The organism is Paenibacillus sp. FSL K6-2524, from assembly GCF_038005525.1.
GTDB classification, from domain to species: Bacteria; Bacillota; Bacilli; order Paenibacillales; family Paenibacillaceae; genus Fontibacillus; species Fontibacillus anaericanus.
This window is the reverse complement of the sequence record NZ_JBBOSP010000001.1, coordinates 1833760-1854088: the sequence shown is the minus strand read 5'-3', so window position 1 is coordinate 1854088 and position 20329 is coordinate 1833760. Positions and strand designations below refer to the sequence as shown.

Genomic DNA, 20329 nt, shown 5'->3' with positions numbered 1-20329 from the left:
TAGAAATCAATTTAAATTGATAAAGGCGGAATTCCATTAGATATTAAATGGAATTCCGCCTTTATTTAGGCTCTACTCTATCTCTTTTGCTTCATAAGCGTCCTTGATCCCGCCTGAATTTGAAAAGAGGCATCTTTCGTACGAATAGATTGCGAAAAGAATACCGCTAGACAAAACCACACTTATAAAAAAGAGGAATACTGTTCGAAGTAGCGAAGATAGCGGAATTATCCTGAAGAAGCGTAAGCGTTCGCCTTTGTCCTCTGATTTCAACCACTATTCAGTATACAATCAAGAAATCAGAGGACAACAGCGATCGTAAGGATAATCCGATATCGTAGCGGCATCCTACACAAATATTTGCGGATTTTTTCAGTATCCTTGTCTATCCCTGAGGTGATGTCACTGTCAGTGGCATAGAATAGAAGACGGGTACTTCATTTTCTTCCTGCTGATATAGAACTATCAACAGTGACCCCTGCCCGTCACTCTCCTTGATTTCCTTCCCTTCCAATAGATCATTCAGCTGGAATGGCAACTCTTCAACCACAGCGAATTTCAGTAGCTCACGCTCATCTAAATGACGAGCGGCGAAATCATCGGACACGCTGGACGGCTCCTCAGCAAGACGCTTAAAGTAACTCACGCGCATGTCTTTAGGAACACGATCTTCCCACCATATTTTACGAGGCTTATATTTATGACCCAGGAAATAATCCAGCTTCATAAGACCAAGCACGATACCAGGCTCTTTAAGCCCACGACGAGTCAGAAAGTCTTGAAGACGTGTGAACAAATCCTCAAGTTGATGACCAATGCGTTGCCACCCTCGCTCCTCCCAGAAATCCCCGAACTCTTGGAAGAAATCAAACGGTGAATCAAACTCATGCTCCATCAAGTAATTCAGCGTGTGATCCATACGATGTGCATTCCAATATTTTTCTAGCACATCTTCAAGCCGCTTTAAGGAAATAATGTCCGAAAATGGCATGATATCATTTCCAAGTATTTCATACGGGGCATGATCCATGTATACATAGTTGTATTTAGCAGCTTCGTTTCTTAATCCAGTACCCCTCAGCAACTTCAGAAACCCAAGTTGAAGTTCCTCAGGACGCATAGCGAAGACATCATTAAATGTTTTGCGGAAACTGGCGTAATCTTCTTCAGGTAGTCCGGCGATAAGATCGAGATGCTGATCGATATTACCACTATTCTTGATCTTCATTACCGTCCGAGATAGCTTGGTAAAGTTCTGACGTCGCTTAACGAGTTCGTTCGTCGCATCATTGGTCGACTGAACGCCAATCTCGAACCGAAAAACACCTGGCGGGGCATTCTCAGCCAAGTAATCAAGCACTTCCGGACGCATGATATCTGCGGTAATTTCAAATTGAAATACACATCCACCATGATTCGCAATTAGAAATTCAAACATTTCCATCGCATAATTACGGTTAATATTGAACGTACGATCGAGGAATTTAATGATTTTGGCCCCATTATTGATCAGGTACAGCAAATCCGATTTGACACGTTCGATATCATAATAACGAACACCAACCTCGATACTAGAGAGGCAAAATTGACAGCTAAATGGACAACCACGGCTTGTCTCGAAATAAACTATACGTTTGCCCAAATCCGGAAGATCATCCGGAAATCGATGAGGTGTCGGTAGTGTATTTAAATCACTTTTTGGTCGACCAGGGTTAACTATAACTTCCTCACCCTTGCGATAAGTCGCACCAAACACATAGTGATATTTCTGATCCCCTGCTATCTCCTGCAAAAGATGGTGGAACGTCTCCTCCCCATCTCCCATTACAATAAAATCTACACTCTTCGAACGTCCCATCCAGTAAGGTGTATCATAAGAAACCTCAGGACCACCCAAAATGATCTTACATTCCGGTAAAACTTTTTTTAATAAATCGGCTAACTTCAACGTCTCTTCGATGTTCCAGATATAACATGAGAACCCAATCACATCCGGCTTGCGCTGATATAGATCAGAGACGACATTCATCACTGGATCCTTAATCGTAAATTCAGCTAGTTCAATATCAAATTCATGCTCGCTATATGCCTTCAGTAATCGAATAGCCAACGAAGTGTGTATATATTTTGCATTTAAAGTAGACAAGATGACTTTCATAATTCACAACCCTATTCCATATTTTGAAAAAATTCCAGAAACGGTCGACCATACTTGCGATATTTGACCTCGCCGACCCCTTTTATCCTCAGCATGTCCGACTCACTCGTTGGACAAACAAGACTCATCTCACGCAGTGTTGCATCATTGAAAATAATATAAGAAGGGACCCGGTCCCTCTCTGCCAGTTCACGACGAATAAGACGAAGTTGTTCAAATACGGTCTCATTAACTGCCGATGGTCCGTCATCGTATGCAGATCCTCTTCGCCGGTTACTGCTACTGCTCGCCGTTTTGGACAGAATAGGCTCAGGTGCTCGCATCATGACCTGATGTTGCCCTTTTAACACATCAACTGATAGCGGCAGTAGACGAACAATAGGATATTGCCCTTCAGACAACGCTAGATAGCCTTCAGCAATTAAGAGATTAATGAGTTCAGATATCTCCTTCTCCGTGCGGCGGCGCATCATACCATAGGTAGGCAACGTCTCGAACCCATATTGAAGTACCTTCTTGTTCTGCGAACCTTTTAGTACGGAGGCAACCAGTGACACACCAAAGCGTTCACGCATCCGATGGATACAAGAGAAAATAATCTGTGCATCAACTGTCATATCGACTAGCTCACGTTCATCCCGGCAGGAACTACAAATCCCGCAAGGCTTCCTGTCATGTGCTTCTCCGAAATAATCTAACATTCCCCACTTTAGACAGCTGGTTGAATAGCAATACTCGATCATTTGCTGAAGTTTACGATATTCGTTCCGTTTGCGGTCCCCATCTTGGGGATTCTGCTCAATCAGAAACTTTTGCGTCATAATATCCTGTGGACTAAAGAGTAGAATACAATCGCTGGGCTCTCCATCCCGCCCTGCACGTCCTGCTTCCTGTACATAAGCCTCCATGTTCTTAGGCATATTGTAATGAATGACGTATCGGACGTTCGATTTATCGATCCCCATACCAAATGCATTCGTCGCTACCATCACTCGGATATCGTCATAGAGGAATGCTTCCTGACTTTCCTCCCGCTCACGGTCTGGCAAACCCGCATGATATCGTCCGGCTGGTATGCCCGATTGACGTAAACGCTCGTATAGATCATCCACCTCTTTACGAGTTGCGGCATACACGATCCCGGGTTGATGGGCATGTGTCTCTGCATAATTCAATACGAAATCACGTTTATTCTCACCACGTAACACAGACATTGACAGGTTATCCCGTCCCAAGCCTGTCATGAACAAGGCTGGATCCTCCAACCGAAGTAATCGGATCATGTCGTCCATGACTTCCGGTGTCGCCGTAGCTGTAAATGCCGCGATAATCGGACGTTCTGGCAGGCTATTCACAAATGGAGATACGGCGAGATAACTCGTCCGAAAATCATGACCCCACTGTGAAACGCAGTGCGCTTCGTCCACGGCAACGCAGGAAATTTCTAAACTGCTCATTTCCTCACGGAACCAATCCAGTTCTAGTCGCTCAGGAGCTACATAGAGTAGCTTGATTTCGCCACGTTTAGCAGCGCGTATACGATCATTTACCTCTTTTCCAGATAACGTACTGTTAATATAAGCCGCAGGCACTCCCATTGTTGTGAGTGCATCCACCTGATCTTTCATCAATGAAATTAATGGTGATACCACCAAGGTCAGCCCCGGCAGAATTAAAGCCGGAATCTGATAACAGACCGACTTACCGCCTCCTGTAGGCATTATTCCAAGTGTATCGGACCCTGAGAGCACACTCTCGACGATCTTACGCTGCCCTTCGCGGAAATCGGGGTAACCGTAGTATTTTTGCAAAAAAGATTGGGCTTGTTCCATATGAAGTTCCAGCAGATTCATCTTAATAAGCTCCTTACGTTTCTCTTGCTCTATAAACCCTCTATCTACTTCCAGTTTAACGGGGATGAAGAAAATGGGCAAATTGACTTCGAGACTACATGGTACTTGCTACCCACTACGTGGTATATTGAGACTGAATAAATTTCAAGGATGGAGAATTAAACTATGAATGAACCAAAAGAATCAAATCGTTCCACTAACAAAACTAAAGGGCATCAACCACCGACTAACTCTAAAAAACGTCACTCGGGTACTAAACCTTCAGTAGGACGACCGGCCGCTCTGCGGGTACAGGATCGCGAGCATGCCGAAGAGTTACACATTGGAGATACTATTATTGTAACTATAAAGAGACTCGGAATAAATGGAGAAGGCGTCGGCTATTACCGTCGTAAGGCGGTATTTATTGTAGGTGCGCTTCCGGGCGAAGTCATTAAAGCCAAGGTGACCCGTGCTGAGAGTAATTTCATCGGGGCTGAAATTGTGCAGATAGAAAAGCGCTCCCCTCATCGGATAGATGCTCCATGCCCTGTGTTCGGTATTTGTGGAGGCTGTCAAATTCAGCATCTTTCCTACGAAGGACAACTGCAGGGTAAAGAAGAAATTGTGCGCGAGGCGTTTTCCCGCTTCGCAGGGATTCAAGATCTCAAGAAAATGAAGCCGATCCTCGGCATGGAACATCCATGGGATTACCGAAACAAGGCACAACTTCAACTTGGCATGCAAAAAGAACAAATCATCGCTGGACTTTATGGAACTGACTCTCACAAGCTGGTTGATATTACGGGTTGTCCAATCCAACATCCGAAGGTAAATGAAGCTGTAGACAAGACCAGAAAAGTGCTTCAAAGTCTAAACATTCCAGTCCATAAAGACCAGGACCGTGGAAACCTAGGATGGATTCGCACAATCGTTGTACGCTGGGGGTTCCAATCTGAGCAACTTCAACTTACGCTCGTGACTGCAAGCGAAAAACTTCCTAAGCGTGATTTGCTTGTGAGAGAACTTCGACTGGCGATTCCAGAGCTCGTCAGCATCTCCATGAACGTCAATCCGAAGAATACCTCCCTTGTTTTCGGGAACAAAACGCTGCTTATTTGGGGAGAGGAAGGGATTCGCGAGTCTCTTGGTGACCTGGAATTTACTCTGTCGCCACGTGCCTTCTTCCAACTGAATCCCCTGCAAACAGTCAAGCTGTATGAATCAGTCCGAGTTGCCGCAGCATTAACAGGCCAAGAAACGGTTGTAGACGCTTATTGCGGCACAGGGACGATTGGTCTGTGGCTCGCACCTTATGCGCGTGAGGTTCGGGGGATAGAATCGATCACGGAAGCTGTGTTAGATGCCAAGGACAATGCGGCTCTTAACGGACGTAGTAATGTCTCATTCTACGAAGGTTATGCAGAGGATCTATTGCCTCGTTGGGTTAAAAATGGCTTCTCACCTGACGTTATCATTGCCGATCCACCACGTACTGGACTCCACCCAAGTTTTATGGAGGCTGTCCTGCGTACGAAACCTAAACGTTTCGTATATGTATCCTGTAACCCATCCACTCTCGCCAAGGATTGCAAAGTCCTAATGGAAGGTGGATATTCTATCGAAATGGTGCAGCCTATCGATATGTTCCCACAAACAAGTCAGGTGGAGGCAGTAGTGTTATTGGTTAGAAATTAGTTTCACATTGAATTAACAACCTCATGCAATGAGATAATTCTCACTGCACGAGGTTGCTTTTAGTTACTTTCATTTCTATAATCACGATATAAAATCTCTAGGCAAAGGAGTGTTAAACTTGGATTTAGAAACGGTTATGCAGGAGTTGGAAGCACTTGGGAAGGAACGACTCAAAAAAATTTACATATCCAATGGTGCGCATGAGCCGCTTTTTGGTGTGGCAACAGGTGAAATGAAGCCCCTTTTTAGAAAAATAAAAATAAATCAACCGTTGGCAGAACAGCTTTACGCTACAGGGAACTATGATGCCATGTATTTTGCCGGAATAATTGCGGATCCCAAAGCGATGACTGGAACGGATTTTGAGCGATGGATTGATGGGGCATATTTCTATATGCTGTCCGATTTTGTGGTTGCCGTAACTTTGGCAGAAGCAGACATTGCGCAAGAAGTTGCTGATAAATGGATCGCTAGCGGAGAAGAGTTGAAAATGTCAGCGGGGTGGAATTGTTACTGCTGGCTTCTGGGTAATCGCCCGGACAGTCAATTTTCCGAAAGCAAAATAGCCAATATGCTTGAAATGGTGGAAAGCGCGATTCACGATGCACCAGAACGAGCGAAATACACAATGAATAATTTTATTTCTACTGTAGGGATATCCTATTTGCCTCTTCATGATATGGCGGTCGAGATCGCAAAGGCAGTTGGCCCTGTAACAGTCAAAGGGAATAAGAAAAAAGACAACTATCTGCACGCTTCAGAGCGTATCCAGAAGTCAGTAGATAAAGGAATCCTTGGATTCAAACGCAAACATGTAAGATGCTAGGATGTTTGAATCCGTGCTTAAATAGTTCAATAATCACAAACAAATGAATAAATTGAGGGATACCACCAAAAAAATGGTATCCCTTTTATATATCATTAAAAACCGCTTAGCCATTGAACAACGTTAACGAGATTTATATCGCATAATAAGGACAACAACAATAGAAACAATACATAAGGATACAGTATTAGTAATCAAAAAAGCTAAACCCACACCACTAATTGCCAAACTAATTGCATATGCTTCCATGAGGCTAATCCCTACCACCATCAGCAAGTACGATCTTAAACTTAAATCTGATACAGATTTTGTTCGAATGATTTGAATGATTTGTGGTATATATCCTAAGGCAAGAATGGCTCCTCCAATGAGTTGTAATACAGATAGCAACATCGCTATACCTCCCCTATTATATATACTGTTGTATGGCGATGCAGCCCAGATTGTGCATTCTTTATTTTTCTATACCTAATGCGGCAATTTTGAACAGGCTCTTATATGGAAAAGAGGTAGTTACATGTCAAAAATGGAATTGAAACCGATGGGGCAACCCCCACGGTTAACGAACAAACGGAAAAGAATTAGTCCACTTGCTCCGAGCTGGAAGGGAGCCTCCATTGCATTAGCCATCGTCGCATTATGCTTGTATTTCATCCAAGGATATTCCTTTTTTGGAACGCGCGGTTTGGGCGATTATCTGCTGGGGACGTCATTGCTCTTAATTGTGATTGTGCTCGTAACCGGCGTAATTGCAGGCGTGCTTCACGTTACCAAGCGAATGCCTTCACGTTTTGTTTGGATTGCTATCGCTTCGTTTTGTTTGCTATTCATTAGCTTCATGGGGCCCATGCAATTGATGTTTATCCTCCCATTATTAATAATTCTAGTGTTTTCTGTACTGGGAGCCCTCTTATCCTCATTGATAACCGGTAGATACCGAGAGGCTAAGCTTGTCTCGAAAGTAACCGCTGGGATTTTGTTGGCAATTACGCTAGGGACCATTGGCATTGGCGGGTATTGGCTGCTGGACAACGGCAATGCAGATTTGGCGAAGCCGTACCGGTTATCAGCGATGAAAACTGCGGACCGTTACCGGACGACAGCAGCGAACCCAGCTGAACAAGGACCGTATACGGTCAAAACGTTGACATACGGTAGCGCAAACAGTTATCGGAAGGAATTTAATCAGACTGGATCACTCGTGACAAAACAGGTGGACGGATCAGCTTTTGTGGAAAAATGGTCGTCTAACCGTTCAAATACGTTTGGTTTCGGACCAGATCAAATGCCGCTGAATGGATCAGTCTGGTATCCTGATGGCGAAGGATCGTTTCCGTTAATCGTCACCGTTCATGGCAACCACACCGCAACCGATTATTCAGACCCGGGATATGAATATTTGGGCAAGCTGTTGGCAAGTCGCGGGTATATTTTTGTATCCATAGACGAAAATTTTCTCAATTCATCCCTTTACGATGATTTGTTTACACTCAAACTGCTGGAGAAAGAAAATTCAGCACGAGGATGGTTGATGTTAGAGCATCTGAAAGTGTGGAACGAGTGGAATAAGACGAAGGATAATCCGTTTTTCGGTAAAGCGGACATGAGCCAGATCGCTCTGATCGGTCACTCTCGCGGCGGCGAGGCGGTAACGGTCGCAGCGGCGTATAACAAGCTGCCCGCCTCCCCGGAAAATGGAAACATCAAATTCGACTACAACTTTGGTATCCAATCCGTCATTTCGATTGCGGGTACTGACGGGCAATACAAGCCTGCGGGACAACCGACTCCGCTAAAAGATTTGAACTATTTAACTTTGCACGGCACACACGACATGGATGTCAGCTCATTTTCCAGTGCGAGCCAATACAGTCGAATCGGCTTTTCAAACGACAGTGATTTTTTTAAAGCATCGGTATACATTTATGGTGCGAATCACGGCCAATTCAACACCACTTGGGGAAGTAACGACAATATAGGACTAGGCAATAAACTGTTCAATATCGCTCAACTGATACCGCAGGAAGAGCAGCTACAAGCGGCCAAAGTGTTCATCTCGTCCTTCCTAGATACGACATTGAAAGGAAAAAGCGAATATCGGTCCATGTTCCAAGATATTGGTTATGCTCGAGAGTGGCTACCGGACACCATGTATATCAGCAACTATATGGACTCAAATACAAAGCTCATTAGTAGCTTTGACGAAGACATCGATCTCAGTACGACGACCTTGGCAGGAGGAAGGATGATCGGAGAACATTTGAAACAGTGGAGAGAGGAAAAAGTCGAGCTGAAATTTGCGCCCGACATATACAGTGCAGTACGTCTCGGATGGGACAGTGCTGCGACACCCGGCACTCCCTCCTACACCGTTGTTTTGCCAGATGGTAGTCTCGATGTACGGGAAACGAGTTCCATCGTTTTTTCGATGGCTGACCGGAATAACGAGACAACAAATCATGACAAGGACGCCCTCGTCGATTTAACCATCCATGTAGAGGACAGAGACGGTAACGTGGCGTCCCTCCCTCTCAGCAGCGAAGCTTATTTACTACCCATGTTCGAAGGTAACATCATAAAATGGCCATTCACGGCTTCGCAACCGACGAAGGAGCCGGTGTTCCAAAACTTTACGTTCAACCTTGCCGATTTAAAAAAGACCAACCCGGATTTCCAGCCTGAGCAATTGAGCAAGATTGGTTTTGTATTTGATAAAACAAAGAACGGCACGATATTGATCGGTAATATCGGCATCCAAAATGAAGATGTTGCAGTAAATAGTTCGCCTTAATACATCATCCTGCCATTTAACGTAAAGACGGCTGCCAGGTGGCAGCCGTCTTTACTATCGTTCTATTTTAAAGAGATAAGAAGGTTCACATTTTTTGTGAAGTCACTTTACCAAACTCAGCGCTGACTCTGTGTAATATTCTACCCATTCAGAGAATGAAAGGTCATCATCCCATGTAACCATCCCCATTGCCTTAGCACATCCCCAATCCAATATCCGCTGTTGAAGCATGTGTACTCTAATCCGCCCCTTATAAGCCTCTATTTGCTCAGGATGTGGTAAATAGACGGATAATAGGCGCTTGGCTACTTCTTCCTCTCCATAATTAATGTACATTGTGATTATCTTTATTAAGTCCGCTAGAGGGTCGCCGAAATAAGCGTTAGTAAAATCGAATAGGCCACTAAATCTCCAATTATTATTTTCCAATTCTAAGAGAAAGTTTTCGGGTTTAAAGTCTCCCATTACAAATGTTGGTGAACTAAATTCGTCAAAGGAAGACTTCGAAGCTTCCAGCAACTCTTCCACCCATAGCACATCTTGTGATGTTATGACTGAGTACTTCTTAGCATCTTCCACCCAAAATCTAATTCTATCGAAGAGCCATGCTCTATATGAATCCTCAAAAGGGCGTATCGTGAATGTTTCCGTGTCTAACTCACCATATTCGTCAACTTTCCAGCTATGGAGGTTCGTGAGCGTCTCAGCTACTAGTTCGGCTATCTTTAATTTTTCTTCTAAGTTAAGATTATCTTTGATTTGTTGCGAGTTCATATGTTTCCCAGAAAGACACGACATTAAAGCATATTCCCAATCAAAAATATCTGCTGCAGCATCTATCAAATAAGGAGTAGGGACAGCGATCCCCGTGCGATTATGTATATTTTCAACAAAATATTTCTCTTCAGCAAATTGTCCAGGGAACAAGGGGTTACCTTTAAATACAAATTTCCCTTCCGTCGAAGTAACAAACCAAGTCTGACCCATGGCGCCCTTTTCCGTTTTCTCAGATGATATGAGCCGTCCCAAGTTAAATCTATCAAGCATGGACTGGAATTGAGAATCACTTATAGAACCTAACTTATTCGGTGAAAAAATGATTGCAGTAGTCAAAAGACCATCTCCTTAAGAATATCTCTTTCGAACTCACGTTCCCATTTAATATCTTATATCCATTATCCTACAAATTCAAAGACAAAAAGTACACAGTAAATAAAAGAGCGTTCTTCAAGGGAGTCTTCCCCTTAATTGAACGCTCTTGTTATGACAATATAATTGGTTATAGCACCTAATGATTCTTTCTAAGAAGTTTTACCTACAATGTTGTCCCCTCTCTTCGTGATCGTGTACGTAACGATCTCACCACTCCAGAAATGGAATTTCAAAATTACTTCTCCGTCTTTCACATCCTTAAAGAAATCTGGAAGCAGTTTGATTTCATCGGTCATAAAAGAGGGACTAAATGTATTGTCATATTCCTTAAAGGAAGTCCAGTCTTGCGGACCTGCATTGCCGCCAGCGGCATATGTCGCTTCCATCGTAGCCACGCGGTTACCGTTAAAGTTGGTTGGAATAGCGAAAGCTTCTGTCGTTCCTTCAGCATTGTGCAATACCGGTTTGTCATTAACGGTTAATTTCAACTTCCAGTCAGGTCCGTTGTTGAACTGTACTGACAATACTGCATTGACTCCAAGGTTCCCTACGGTTGTCAACTTTGTGAGCAGACTTGATTTGAGGACTAACTCCTCACCGTTCAGCACAAAGTCCTCACCTTGCTTCAACTTTTGTCCATTTGTAACGATTCCAGTCAACTGGTTCCCATTTAGATTCAGGTTCACTTTAGCATCTTGAATCTCAGCGCCCTTAGCAAGATAGATGATGTCAGACTCCGCGGTCGACGAACGTCCGCTCCAACCGGCTTTCATAATATTGATCAGTTCTTCATCTGACCATTTATATGTTGTTCTGTTAAAATGTTGTCCATTATCCCACAACATACTGGTGACTTTCTTCTCCCTGAGAGTGTTGGTTAAAAACTCGAAAAACTTAAGTTTCTCTCCTTGCTCGATTGTATTCGTGTTCTTGTCAAATCCAAGTAGACCATATTCACCAAGAATTACAGGAATCCCCTTGGCAACAAAGGTGTTGGAGACATTATCGAATGTTGTAACGATATCTTTCGTTGTATCTTTCTCAAACTTATAGTATCCAGCAATGTTCACGCTGAACGGCCAGAAACCATAAAAGTGCACAGTAGCAATCAGGTTAGGATCGTTCAGCTTAACAATAGTATTGTAAAGCACATCTAGATCTTCCTGAGACGGGTTGGTCTCGCGTGTAGGTAGAACTAGTGGACGAACCGCATTTTTCCCACCTGATTCTCTAACAATCTTATGGAAAGATGTTAGCAGTTCATACAACATCTCATTCTGTTTCGCGCGATCCTCGGTACCCCCATCGGTAAAACGAGGTTCATTGATACTTTCGAACATTAGCTTATTGGAGTGATCCTTAAATCGATCCGCAATTTGTGTCCAAGTCGCCTGATAACGAGCAAGCACTTCATCATGCTTCTTCTCCATGTGGCTTACCCACAACCAAGAGTCATGATGGATGTTGATCATAACATAGAGATCTGCATCCAGTGCCCAGTCCACAACTTCTTGAACTCGGTTCATATATGCCTGTTCGATCGTATAGGTTGGTGCATCACCTATGTGCTGATCCCATGTAATCGGAATCCGGATACTCTTGTATCCTTGAGCAGCGATCTGCTCAATTAACTCTTTGGTCACACGAGGGTTGCCCCATGTTGTTTCGTCAATTCCTGTAGCATCAAGCGTATTACCCAAATTCCAACCAGGCTGCATATCTTGAACATAGGATTGGATACTACCTTTGGCCGCGTTTTTAGCCTCCTGTTCCTTTTTAGGATCGGCAGCGGAAACAGAAGCTGAGAACATAGAAAGTAATAGACTCGCAACAATAGCTAAGGACAAAATCGATTTTTTTCTACTCGTTATCATATCATTCTCCTTTTTGTAAGCGTTTTCTATTAACTAATTTATCATGCTGCATCTTCTTAAAATACCGTAATAATTTATGGAAAAATCATATGTAAATCAGTGAGTCAAATTAGCGGCTGTAGGATAAAAAATAAACCCGCTCCGTTAAGAGTGGGTTCTTGGGTTCTCATTTTCCGTTAGTTAATCATCATACCAACTCTGAAATATACATGGGCTTACTTCCATCTTCTGATTTGAACCCAAGTCTAATATAGAAGTTCACTGCATCAGGATATGAAATTAATACTTTTGATTTATACCCTTTATATCGCTCAAGCATCATGTTCATCAGTTCCTTACCAATACCATTACTCTGATAACTTGGATTAATAAGTGCGTAATGAAAATATGCCGTTAAAACACCATCAGATAAAGCATTTACTAACCCGACAAGCTTGCCTTCATCCCATGCTGTTACAACGGAGTGCGACCCTTCGATTGCTTGTAAAAGTTGCTTTGGATATTTACCAGACTCCCAATCCACTGATAAGAACAACTCTTCAAGAGCTTCTTCTGTAATGCCCTCTTTACTTGATGTGTAGTAAATACTCATTTCGATCCTTCCTCTCTTATCATCTATTATATTAAAAAATCACGTAATGATCATTTCTCTACATCACACTTCCGTTCACGGTTTATTAATTCTCGTATATTCGACAGTCTGGTAGCTTTATGCTATGGTATCACTTACGAGGCATTTCGTTCCACTGGAACGAGGTGCCTTCGCGCGTATGTAACCAGGTTTACATTAAATGTATTTAAGGTGGTGATGTGATGGTGCTCTTCCATCCCCGCGTGGGCGGGGCAATTCTAGGTAAGTTAAGAGAAAGGCTTTTGGGAGCACAAAAAAATTAAGTATAATGAGGAGTCGATTGTAATGAGAGCATGTTTTCAGGCGGAGCTACGTCAACCAACAAACCGAAATGGATTGAAATCTTTACGCAGAGAGGGCCGTCTTCCCGGTATAATCATGAGTCCCAATGAAGATACGACCATGATTCACGTTGCGTTAAAAGAGTTCCAACGCTGGGCAAGAAACGGTGGAACAGGTGTGCTTGAATTAAATTTGGAGGGAACTGAACCGATTCCGGTACTTCTTGAAGCCATTCAAAGGGATCCGGTATCCCGAGACTTGATCCATGCTGATTTTCTACGAGTGAATCATAAGGAGATTGTTCGTACATGGGTTATGGTTGATTATATTGGCACCCCAATTGGTACGAAAAAGGGTGGCGTTCTGCAAACCCAAGTGACAATGATCGAAGTCGAAGCACTACCTGCAGACTTACCTGCTTCGATAGCTATCGACATTAGTCATTTGGAAATTGGAGATTCTCTCCAAGTTGGAAATCTACAGATTCCTAGCGGTGTTGAATTGATCTCCTCAGTTAATGAGTTTCTATTATCCGTTATCACTCCTAAATTATAATTGTATTTATATCTTCGATAAGAAAAATAATTATATATAACAGAAAGACCATGTTATCTACGTCTGTAGATAGTCAAGCTCCCATTTAATGTCCACTAACTGGAGTCTTGACCAAACATGGTCTTTCTCGCCTTTATATCTCTTGTAAAATGGTTCACTATGTTGGTAATAACTGAAAATATAAACTCCAAGATGCTTTAGATGGTACAATAGAGGAATGCGAGTAGTTGGACGTGGAACAAACTGATTTTTCGCAATACTTTTTTGAGACTAAGGAGACATAATGACATTTAAAGACTTGAATATTATACCGGCAATTTTGAAAGCATTAAGCAATGAAAACTACACTTCACCGACACCTATACAGGAACAAGCAATCCCACCCGTGTTAGCTGGTAGAGACTTACTTGGTTGTGCGCAAACTGGAACAGGGAAAACAGCGGCATTCGCAGTCCCTATCTTACAACTATTAAGCCAACAACAGAGCAATAAAGGCACGAAACGTCAAGTTCGTTCATTGATACTAACACCAACAAGAGAACTAGCCATTCAAATTATCGAAAACTTACAAGCGTATGGCAAATACACCAACTTGCGTAGTTGTGCTGTCTTTGGTGGTGTTTCACAAAACACTCAGGAGCGCGCCCTTAAACAAGGTGCGGATATTGTTGTTGCAACCCCTGGCAGACTTATCGATTTGATGAACCAAAAACTTATCGATCTACAACATGTCAAAATCTTTGTACTAGATGAAGCTGACAGAATGCTAGATATGGGCTTTATTCACGATGTAAAACGTATCATCGCAAAAATGCCTAAGCAAAAACAAACTCTATTCTTCTCAGCAACGATGCCGCCAGAAATTTCTACCATGGTCAAATCCATACTTGTTAATCCGGTAAAGGTAGAGATTACACCGGTCTCTTCAACTGTAGATAAGATCCAACAATCGATGTACTTTGTAGATAAGGGAAACAAGCAGAAACTGCTAATTCATCTTCTGCAAGATAAATCCATCGCTTCAGCTCTTGTATTTACTCGTACAAAGCACGGTGCTGATCGCGTTGTACGCGAACTGACCAAGGCGAATATTGCATCACAGGCGATTCACGGAAATAAATCACAAAATGCCCGTCAAACGGCATTAAGCAATTTCAAAAGTGGTGCAACACGGGTATTAGTAGCAACAGATATCGCTGCACGAGGGATTGATATTGATGAACTTTCGCATGTATTCAACTACGATCTCCCTAATATTCCGGAAACATATGTGCATCGAATCGGACGTACGGGAAGAGCTGGATTAAGTGGAATTGCGATCTCCTTTTGCGAAATTGAAGAAAAGCCATATCTTAAGGATATTGTTAAAGTGATTGGGAAATCCATCCCAGAAGTGAAAGACCATCCATATCCAATGCTGATTATGACTCCTCCACCAAAGGAAGTAACCTCAGTATCAAAGTCGTTCAAACCAGCTCACAAGAAGAAACCAGTGGGGAACCACTCTAATTCTTCTGCAAATAAAAAAACATCCTTCCCTAAAAAGTATGATGCTAGATAAGCAGTACGACTCTTCATCTGGATCTAAAAAATGATGTTAAAAAGCTTTAGCAGAGTGATATTTCTGCTAAAGCTCTTTTTTGTTAGGTCACTGAGACTAGGATGATCACGAAGGACTTCAACACGATAGTTGACAATTATTAACTATGCTATTAGTATCTAATTTAACATATATCAAATTAGAAGCTCATTAAATTAGTTATAAGGAGAGATAAACCTTTTGCAATTAGATAAAATTGTGAATTACCATAAAGCACTGTCCGATCCAACCCGAATTAAAATCTTGATTCTCCTAGCGGGTGGTGAACTTAACGGTCAAGTTTTGGCAGACAAATTATATGTTACACCTGCCACCATTACTCACCATACTGCTAAACTTCGTGAAGCCAGTCTAATCAACGAACGCAGGGAGAAGAATACCGTTTATTTTTCGCTCAATCACTATTTCATTAAGAATACCGCTACTGCAACAGCAGATCTAATTTATAAGGATACCAATACAACCGGAGGGCTTGAGCAAATGAATATCCAACAACAACGTTTGAAAGAATCTGTCAGCAAGAATTTTTTCACATCGGAAGGAAAATTGAAGCACTTGCCCGCACAGCTCAAGAAAAAACTAATCGTGCTGCAACAGCTTGTATCTGCATTAGAACCGAACCATCCATATACTGAGAAAGAGATCAACGAATTCATTAAGCAATACCATGATGATTATGCTACCATTCGTAGAGAATTTATTATGCATCAATACATGATTCGTGATCGTGAAAACTATACGGTAAACCCTCAGGAAATGTGGCCAAAATGGGAGACATTATCTTGAACATCTTTTTTCTATTCGTTCAGAGCGGCTTTTAAACCTTCTAAGTTCTGACGCATAATACTCAAGTAGTCTAAATTGTTGGCTTTGTCTTCATCAGTAAGTCCTTCTATCGGATTAAGTACTGCCGATTGTGCACCAATTTCTTTCGCAATGGTATCTGCCACTTTAGAAGAAACTAGCGTCTCAAAGAAGATGGTCTTCACATGATGTTCTTTCGCAAACTTCACGATTTCCGTTATCTTCTCCGCAGAAGGTTCTTGCTCAGGAGATAAGCCCGCAATCGGAACCTGTGTTAGTCCGTATTCTTTAGCCAAATAACCAAAAGCAGCATGCTGCGTAATGAAATCTTTCCGCTTTGTATTAGATAATCCATCTTTAAATTCCTGATCTAATTGTTCTAGTGCAGCTACATACTCGTCTGCGTTCTTCTTAAACTCATCTTTATGCTCAGGTGCTGCTTCGACAAGCCCTGCTTCGATGTTGCGGACTTCCTTGATCGCCAAAGTTGGGGATAACCATACATGTGGGTCCAGACCACCATGATCATGATGATGACCTTCTTCAGCGTGTTCATGAGCTTCTTCTCCTTCATGTTCATGAGCTTCTTCTCCATTATGATCATGAGCTTCTTCTCCTTCATGATCATGAGCTTCTTCTCCTTCATGTTCATGGACTTCTTCGTCTGAACCTTCCATAATATCCAGACCATGACTCGCTTCGATCTTCACCAGTTTGTCATTGCTCACAGCCGACAGTACCTGATCAATCCAACCTTCCATCCCCGCTCCGTTATAGACGAGAACATCGGACTCTGCTATTTTCTTGAGATCTTGTGGCGTAGGTTCCCAATCATGGGGTTCCATTCCGCCAGGGACTAGAACTTCCACCTCTGCGAGATCGCCAGCAACATTTTTAGTAAATTCATACATCGGGTAGATGCTAACTTGAATCTTTAATTTTTTCGTTTGAACTACCGTTTTATTTCCTGATTCCGTCGAATTAGCGTTATTTACCACAGTATCACTGTTGTTAACTCCCCCACCACAACCAGAGACAATTAAAATCAATCCTAATAAAAATGCTATGAATTTTTGGTTTTTAAATTTCAAAATGAGACTCTCCTTTATTTTGATATTCTTGTTCATTAAGTACTTTTCCCCAGCTAGTACGGGCTCTTCGTTTATGAAGTACAAGTCGTAAACGTTGATATGCAATCCCAACCAGCAGAAAAATCAGCAGAGTTAACGCGATGGTTCCTCCCGGAGGTGTGTTGATATAATAAGAAGCGGTCAATCCGCTGAATATACCCATTAACCCGATAATCACAGCCATAACTATAGCCGCTGTAAATCCTTTTGCTAAACGTAACGCCAATGAGGCAGGAAGAACCATCAAAGAGGATACGAGCAGAACGCCAACAATCGGCATCGCAGCAGCCACCGTCATACCGGTTAATACAGCAAATGAAAACGTTAGGCCTCTGACACGTACTCCACCAATCTGTGCCGTTTCTTCATCAAATGTCAAATTATAAAGTGGCCTTCTTAGGACAAAGAAATAACCAACACCCACAAGTGCAACACAGGCAATCAACCACAATTGTATATCGCTAACAGCCACGATTGACCCAAATAAATATGAACTAAAACTCTTATTCAAATTACTACGAAAGCTCATTAGAACAATGGCAAGAGCTAATCCTGAGGTCATGATAATTGCGACTGGAACCTCACTATAGGTTCTGTAAGTTCGCCTCAATTGTTCAACCAGGATGCCGCCGATCACAGCAACAACAAACCCGTAAACCACTGGATTGAGACCAAGCACGGACCCTAAAGCTACTCCGGCCAATGAGACATGCGAAAGTGTATCTGCCATCAGCGCCTGACGTCTAAGCATCAGATAGACTCCTAGCATCGGTGCAATTATTCCGATACATGCTCCGGCCCAAAACGCACGCTGCATGAACTCGTACTCAAACATTGCCACTCCTCACTTTCCCTTTGTTCCAAAGATATTACGCGGTCAAGATATTGGTTGGATTCTTCCAGGCCATGGGTAACCATAATGACCGTAATTCCGTGTGTTGTTACACAGTGCCTCATTAATTGGTAGAATCCAATTCGGCTCTGCTGGTCCATCCCTGCAGTCGGCTCATCCAGAATCAATACATTCGGCTCTCCAGAAAGAGCTCTAGCGATACAAATCCGCTGCTTCTGTCCCCCTGACAACTCACCGATTCTGCGGTTCCTATATTCCCACATCCCTACTTGCTTAAGACTTTGTTCTACTACAGCTTCTTGCTCTAATGTAAATCGCTTGAACAAACCGAGCCGCGAATAGCAGCCCGATTTGACTAGCTCCAATACATGGCTAGGGAAACCACTGTTAAAAGAAGCAACATTTTGTGGTACATAGCCAATTCGCAGCTTATTTCCATCTAGTGCTTTCTCATTTAATTGCACCGTTCCGCTCCAAGGCTTAAGTAAACCAAGTAACAATTTGAGCATTGTAGTTTTGGCTGCTCCGTTCGGACCAGTAATTCCTACGAACTCTCCACAATGTATATCTAGAGAAACCCCGTTCAGAACAGGAGCTTGCCCATACCCGAAAACTACATTTTTCATAGAAGATAAAATCATACGCGCCCCTCTTTATCCATTCATTCCTATCTAGTTTCCCGATGCATCGTATATCTTCTCAACCGAGGAGAATACTTTTTTAGCTCCAAACGCTCGGGATGATTCCGTTTATTCTTAGTTGTTGTATAGTTTCTATCTCCACATTCCGTACATGCCAATGTTACAACTACCCGCATATTCGTAACCTCCTTCAATGAAATGATTAGTTTGTTAAAGACCTACAACGCTAGAGTTAGGATTAAGCTCATCATCACTGAGCCATGGAAGTGGATTGTTAAAGCTCGCCCAGTCCATATCCATTTCCTCTGCAGTCAAAAGACATAGATCCAACTGATTCTCGATTTCGGATCTATCCATATCGATACCGATAAGAACGACCTCAGTTATCCGATCTCCCCACATGTCATCCCAAGTCTGTAGCACCTCCGGGTCATTTGAGAAAACGTCTTGTTGCTCTTCAGGAGACAACGCTGCCAGCCACCGACCTGCTGGACCGAACTGAATGGAAGGTCCCGCCTGACTAAAGCTCGCAGCCAGGTCAGATTCAACTGAAATCCAGATCAGCCCCTTCGCTCTGACAACTTCCACAGGCCAGTCTGCCATATACTCGGCCAATCGCTCAGGATGGAAAGGTTTTCTGCGCCGATACACGAAGGAACTGATTCCATACTCCTCCGTTTCAGGTGTATGTATCTCTTGCTCCAATTCTTTAATCCATCCAGCCGACATGCTCGCCTTATCAAAATCAAATAGTCCAGTGTTTAAAATTTCTTCTGGTTCAACAATCCCGTTCTGTGCTCTGATAAGCTTGGCTCCAGGTTGTAATTTACGAAGTACACCTTCCAGTTCGTTCAATTCATTTCCCTCTACTAAATCGCATTTATTCAATATCAACACATCACAAGTTTCAATTTGGTCGATCAATAGATCAACCACATCGCGAGTATCTTCTTCCCCCGTTGCTTCCCCTCGCTCCAACAATGTTTCCCCAGAAGAGAAGTCATGCCAGAACCGATAAGCATCTACTACAGTGACCATGCAGTCCAATTTAGCCAGAGATGTCAGGTCAATTCCGCTGTCCACATCCTCATAAGAAAATGTCTGAGCAATCGGGATCGGCTCGCTAATCCCCGTCGATTCGATCAGAATATAATCAAATCTGTCTTCCAATGCTAATTTTTCAACTTCTTTAATCAAGTCGTCTCGAAGAGTACAGCATATGCACCCATTCGACATCTCCACCAGCTTCTCTTCTGTACGCGATAGATTCCCCCCAGCGCTCACCAGATCGGCATCAATATTTATTTCGCTCATGTCATTTACAATAACCGCAACCTTCAACCCTTTACGATTATTGAGAATATGATTTAACAGTGTGGTTTTACCAGACCCTAAATAACCACAGAGCACGGTTACTGGTATTTTCTTTTGACTCAAAAAAGTCGCCCCTTTCTAACATAAAAGTTACTTAATCGTAATTATTACGATTATTAAAGTACAAT

The 20329-nt window shown here is 42.7% G+C and carries 17 protein-coding genes; 6 read left to right on the top strand and 11 right to left on the bottom strand.

Features of this window, described 5'->3' with window-relative positions; genetic code table 11:
* Nucleotides 1-385 precede the first annotated feature (385 nt).
* On the bottom strand, nucleotides 386-2158 hold the full coding sequence (locus tag NST85_RS08180) for a B12-binding domain-containing radical SAM protein (RefSeq protein ID WP_127192466.1): 1773 nt from the start codon (nucleotides 2156-2158) through the stop codon (nucleotides 386-388).
* Nucleotides 2159-2169: 11 nt separating this feature from the next.
* The gene (gene recQ, locus NST85_RS08175) at nucleotides 2170-4011 is read right to left on the bottom strand and encodes a DNA helicase RecQ (RefSeq protein WP_127192467.1); all 1842 of its coding nucleotides are present in this window, start codon (nucleotides 4009-4011) and stop codon (nucleotides 2170-2172) included.
* 165 nt (nucleotides 4012-4176) lie between these two features.
* On the opposite strand from recQ, the gene rlmD reads away from it, so the two are divergent.
* Both rlmD and NST85_RS08165 read left to right on the top strand, forming a co-directional pair.
* On the top strand, nucleotides 4177-5688 hold the full coding sequence (gene rlmD, locus NST85_RS08170) for a 23S rRNA (uracil(1939)-C(5))-methyltransferase RlmD (protein WP_341189052.1): 1512 nt from the start codon (nucleotides 4177-4179) through the stop codon (nucleotides 5686-5688).
* A 118-nt stretch (nucleotides 5689-5806) separates the two neighbouring features.
* Entirely contained in the window at nucleotides 5807-6514 is a 708-nt protein-coding gene (locus NST85_RS08165) for a DNA alkylation repair protein (RefSeq protein WP_341189051.1), read from the top strand.
* A 123-nt stretch (nucleotides 6515-6637) separates the two neighbouring features.
* On the opposite strand, the gene NST85_RS08160 is transcribed toward NST85_RS08165, so the two are convergent.
* Nucleotides 6638-6907 (bottom strand): PQ-loop domain-containing transporter, encoded by a 270-nt coding sequence (locus NST85_RS08160; RefSeq protein WP_307394217.1) that lies wholly within the window; start codon nucleotides 6905-6907, stop codon nucleotides 6638-6640.
* A 124-nt stretch (nucleotides 6908-7031) separates the two neighbouring features.
* Here NST85_RS08160 and NST85_RS08155 point away from each other — a divergent pair, with 124 nt between their 5' ends.
* Nucleotides 7032-9305: an MFS transporter gene (locus tag NST85_RS08155; protein ID WP_341189050.1), complete on the top strand. Its 2274-nt coding sequence runs from the start codon at nucleotides 7032-7034 to the stop codon at nucleotides 9303-9305.
* A 102-nt stretch (nucleotides 9306-9407) separates the two neighbouring features.
* Here the strand turns inward: NST85_RS08155 and NST85_RS08150 are convergent, their stop codons facing one another.
* The 3 genes from NST85_RS08150 to NST85_RS08140 all read right to left on the bottom strand — a co-directional run bounded on the left by NST85_RS08150 (nucleotide 9408) and on the right by NST85_RS08140 (nucleotide 12923).
* The gene (locus NST85_RS08150; RefSeq protein WP_127192471.1) at nucleotides 9408-10418 is read right to left on the bottom strand and encodes an aminoglycoside phosphotransferase family protein; all 1011 of its coding nucleotides are present in this window, start codon (nucleotides 10416-10418) and stop codon (nucleotides 9408-9410) included.
* A 188-nt stretch (nucleotides 10419-10606) separates the two neighbouring features.
* The gene (locus NST85_RS08145; RefSeq protein WP_127192472.1) at nucleotides 10607-12331 is read right to left on the bottom strand and encodes a cellulase family glycosylhydrolase; all 1725 of its coding nucleotides are present in this window, start codon (nucleotides 12329-12331) and stop codon (nucleotides 10607-10609) included.
* Between the two features lie 187 nt (nucleotides 12332-12518).
* Nucleotides 12519-12923, bottom strand: coding sequence for a GNAT family N-acetyltransferase (locus NST85_RS08140; protein WP_127192473.1), 405 nt, complete (start codon nucleotides 12921-12923; stop codon nucleotides 12519-12521).
* A gap of 324 nt (nucleotides 12924-13247) precedes the next feature.
* Between NST85_RS08140 and NST85_RS08135 the strand changes: the two genes are divergently transcribed.
* The 3 genes from NST85_RS08135 to NST85_RS08125 all read left to right on the top strand — a co-directional run bounded on the left by NST85_RS08135 (nucleotide 13248) and on the right by NST85_RS08125 (nucleotide 16185).
* Nucleotides 13248-13799, top strand: a complete 552-nt coding sequence (locus tag NST85_RS08135; RefSeq protein WP_127192474.1) for a 50S ribosomal protein L25 — start codon at nucleotides 13248-13250, stop codon at nucleotides 13797-13799.
* A 283-nt stretch (nucleotides 13800-14082) separates the two neighbouring features.
* Nucleotides 14083-15360 carry a DEAD/DEAH box helicase gene (locus NST85_RS08130; protein ID WP_127192475.1) on the top strand — a complete coding sequence of 426 codons (1278 nt, stop codon included), beginning with the start codon at nucleotides 14083-14085 and terminating at the stop codon, nucleotides 15358-15360.
* Between the two features lie 219 nt (nucleotides 15361-15579).
* Nucleotides 15580-16185, top strand: a complete 606-nt coding sequence (locus NST85_RS08125; RefSeq protein WP_127192476.1) for a DUF2087 domain-containing protein — start codon at nucleotides 15580-15582, stop codon at nucleotides 16183-16185.
* An 11-nt stretch (nucleotides 16186-16196) separates the two neighbouring features.
* On the opposite strand, the gene NST85_RS08120 is transcribed toward NST85_RS08125, so the two are convergent.
* From NST85_RS08120 to NST85_RS08100, 5 genes are read right to left on the bottom strand one after another with little or no spacing between them, the layout of a single operon-like run.
* The gene (locus NST85_RS08120) at nucleotides 16197-17297 is read right to left on the bottom strand and encodes a metal ABC transporter substrate-binding protein (RefSeq protein ID WP_445671174.1); all 1101 of its coding nucleotides are present in this window, start codon (nucleotides 17295-17297) and stop codon (nucleotides 16197-16199) included.
* The gene (locus NST85_RS08115) at nucleotides 17284-18174 is read right to left on the bottom strand and encodes a metal ABC transporter permease (RefSeq protein WP_127192478.1); all 891 of its coding nucleotides are present in this window, start codon (nucleotides 18172-18174) and stop codon (nucleotides 17284-17286) included. The genes NST85_RS08120 and NST85_RS08115 overlap by 14 nt, the downstream gene beginning before the upstream one ends.
* Nucleotides 18111-18827 carry a metal ABC transporter ATP-binding protein gene (locus NST85_RS08110; protein ID WP_127192479.1) on the bottom strand — a complete coding sequence of 239 codons (717 nt, stop codon included), beginning with the start codon at nucleotides 18825-18827 and terminating at the stop codon, nucleotides 18111-18113. Before NST85_RS08110 ends, NST85_RS08115 begins: the two co-directional genes overlap by 64 nt.
* A gap of 26 nt (nucleotides 18828-18853) precedes the next feature.
* Entirely contained in the window at nucleotides 18854-19003 is a 150-nt protein-coding gene (gene rpmG, locus NST85_RS08105; RefSeq protein WP_127192480.1) for a 50S ribosomal protein L33, read from the bottom strand.
* Nucleotides 19004-19037: 34 nt separating this feature from the next.
* Nucleotides 19038-20264 carry a GTP-binding protein gene (locus NST85_RS08100; protein WP_341189048.1) on the bottom strand — a complete coding sequence of 409 codons (1227 nt, stop codon included), beginning with the start codon at nucleotides 20262-20264 and terminating at the stop codon, nucleotides 19038-19040.
* Nucleotides 20265-20329: the final 65 nt, after the last annotated feature.